Here is a 2577-nt window from a genome sequence, read left to right on the forward strand (position 1 = left end):
GCTATGTCCTGCCCAAGCGCCACTCCACGCTGGTCCTGTCCTGGGGCCAGGCCAACCCGCACACCGCCGAAACCAGGTAGAGGAGCCGACCATGACCGCCACCATGCTGCCCACCAGCACCGACCCGACCGAGACCGAGCTGACCGACGACGACCTCACGCTCGACGTGCGGTTCGTGACCGGCGCCCCGTCGGCCGTCGGCTACGACTCAGGCGACTGCACCAGCGACAACTGCTCCACCACCAGCGACAGCGCCGAGGTCACCTGCGACGTCGCGTCGGAGTGCAGCGAGTAACGGGCCGCCGCTGCGCAGCTCTCGGCCAGATCCGCTCCGGCCGTTCGGGATACCCCGGGCGGCCGGGTACGGCCACCAGAAAGCAGGGGGCATGGTTCGCTATCAGACCGTCGACGTGGCGGTGCTGCGCGCGACCGCCCACCACGGCGGGCCTCTCGACGGGGACTGGCCCGACCTCGCCAGCCACGCTCCCGACCGCGTCTCCCAGTGGACGGGCTGGTTACGCCGGGCCTGGGACGACGAGCTTGCCGACGCGGTCGAACTCGCCAGCCCAGCGCTCGCCGCCGCCGTTCGGGGCATCCTTGCCGCCGAACGCGCAGACCCGGAACGGACGCGCCGCGCCGTCGAGTCCGTCGTGACCTACCGGCTTCGGGCTGCGACCCGGCCCACGCCCTTCGGCCATTTCGCCGGCGTCGCGCCGGCCGGCCTCGGGCAGCGGACCGCGGTCGACGGCGGCGACGCGCACCGGTCGATCATCCGCCCGGACGGCGGCTGGCTGTCCACGCTGGTCGGCCTGCTGGAAACGGACCCTGCGGTGTGGCCCGCGCTTCCGGTCACGGCCAACACGCTCGCCTATGCCCGCGCCGACCAGATCGTCGTCCCCTCCCGGCCGGTCACCGACGGGGATGGCAGCGTGACCCTCGCGGATGCTGAGATCCGTGCCACCGGCCCGGTCCGCGCCGCGCTCAGCTTCGCGCGCCAACCCTGCCTGGCAGGCGACCTTGCGGCTAGGTTGACCGCCGCGGTCCCGGCTGCCCCGCCCGGCGCGGCCGAACGTCTGGTCAGCGGGCTGCTCGCGGCTGGGGCGCTCGTCAGCGGCCTGCGGCCACCAGCGGATGCCACCGACCCGCTGCGCTACCTCCTCGACCGGCTGGACGCGCTGCCTGACCAGGCGAGCAGCACGCGATTCCCGCAGGTGGCGAACGTGGCCGAGAGCCTGGCGGCCCACTCCGCCTCCGCTACCCGGCGCGACCGGGCGCGGACCCGAGAGGTGGCGGAGGCGGCGATGACGGCGCTGCACACCCAGCCCGGCCCGCTGCTCGCGTCCGATCTGCTGCTGGACCTCACGGTCACCGTGCCGCCGGTCGTTGCCCGCGAAGCCGCCGCCGCGGCGGCGACACTCGTTCGCCTCACGCCGTATCCGTGCGGCGGCCCGGCCTGGTCACGGTGGCACACCCGATTCCTTGACCGCTGGGGGGAGGGCGCCGTTGTCCCGCTGGCCGAGGCCATTCACCCTGACCGAGGACTCGGCTATCCCGCCGGCTACCGGAGCGGCCCCCCACGCCCGCCGGCCCCGGGCCGAGGTGACCGCAACCGGGCGTTGCTACAACTCGCCCAGCGGGCCGTGCTGGACGGCGGTGAGCTGGTCCTGGACGGACGGATGATCGACGAACTCGCCGCCGCTGCGCAGCCGCCCCACACGCCCGACCCGGTTGCCCACACCGAACTGCGCGTCGCCGTCCACGCCGCCACCCCCAAGGCTGTCGACCGCGGTGAGTTCACCCTGCTCGTCGTCAACGCGTCGCGCGGCGCCGGCACCTCGATCGGCCGGTTCCTGGGCCTGTTCGACCCCGCGACCAGGACCCGGATCGGCGCCGCGCTCGCCACGCTGCCGACCCAGAACGCGGGGGCGACACTCGTCCAGCTGTCGTGCCCGCCGCTCATGCCCCGAACGATGCCCCTCGTCGCCGTTCCCGCTGTCGCCCCGCTGCTGTCCCTCGGGGAGCACCGCCCGCCCGACGGCCAGCCACCCATCGACATCGACGATCTCGCAGTCACAGCCGACACGCGGCGGCTGTGGCTGGTGCGCCTGTCGACCGGCCAGACAGTTGAGCCGGTCACGCTGCACGCGCTGGACTTCGAGCACGCGACCCAGCCACTGGCCCGGTTCCTGTGCGAGATCAGCACCGCGCGGGCCGCCGGGTGCGTCCCGTTCCAGTGGGGCGCGGCATCGGCACTGCCGGTCCTGCCGCGTGTCCGCCACGGCCGCACCGTGCTCGCACCCGCCCGGTGGATGCTGACAGTCGCCGACCTGCCCTCCCGGGACGCGGGACAGCCCGTCTGGGACGAGGCGTGGGCCGCGCTGCGGGACCGATGGCGCATCCCGGACCAGGTCCTTCTCGGCGAGCGGGACATCGTCATCAGACTTGACCTGGACATCCCCGCGCACCGGACACTGCTGCGCTCCGCGCTGGATAGACGCGGTAGCACCGCCCTCACCGAAGGGCCCGCCCCGGACGCCTACGACTGGATCGGCGGGCGCCCCCATGAGATCGCCCTCC

At 73.9% G+C, this 2577-nt stretch carries 2 protein-coding genes; both read left to right on the forward strand.

Features of this window, described 5'->3' with window-relative positions; all coding sequences use genetic code 11:
- Positions 1-91 precede the first annotated feature (91 nt).
- The gene (locus AC08OP_RS23900; RefSeq protein WP_476616229.1) at positions 92-295 is read left to right on the forward strand and encodes a hypothetical protein; all 204 of its coding nucleotides are present in this window, start codon (positions 92-94) and stop codon (positions 293-295) included.
- A 91-nt stretch (positions 296-386) separates the two neighbouring features.
- A partial coding sequence (locus tag AC08OP_RS23905; protein WP_476616230.1) for a lantibiotic dehydratase family protein occupies positions 387-2577 on the forward strand: 2191 nt, incomplete at its 3' end.

Source organism: Frankia sp. CeRuru1 (assembly GCF_977966315.1).

Bases quoted from the DNA above. Each gene is read 5' to 3' on its own strand.
- AC08OP_RS23900 (WP_476616229.1), top strand. From the start codon at position 92: ATGACCGCCACCATGCTGCCCACCAGCACCGACCCGACCGAGACCGAG.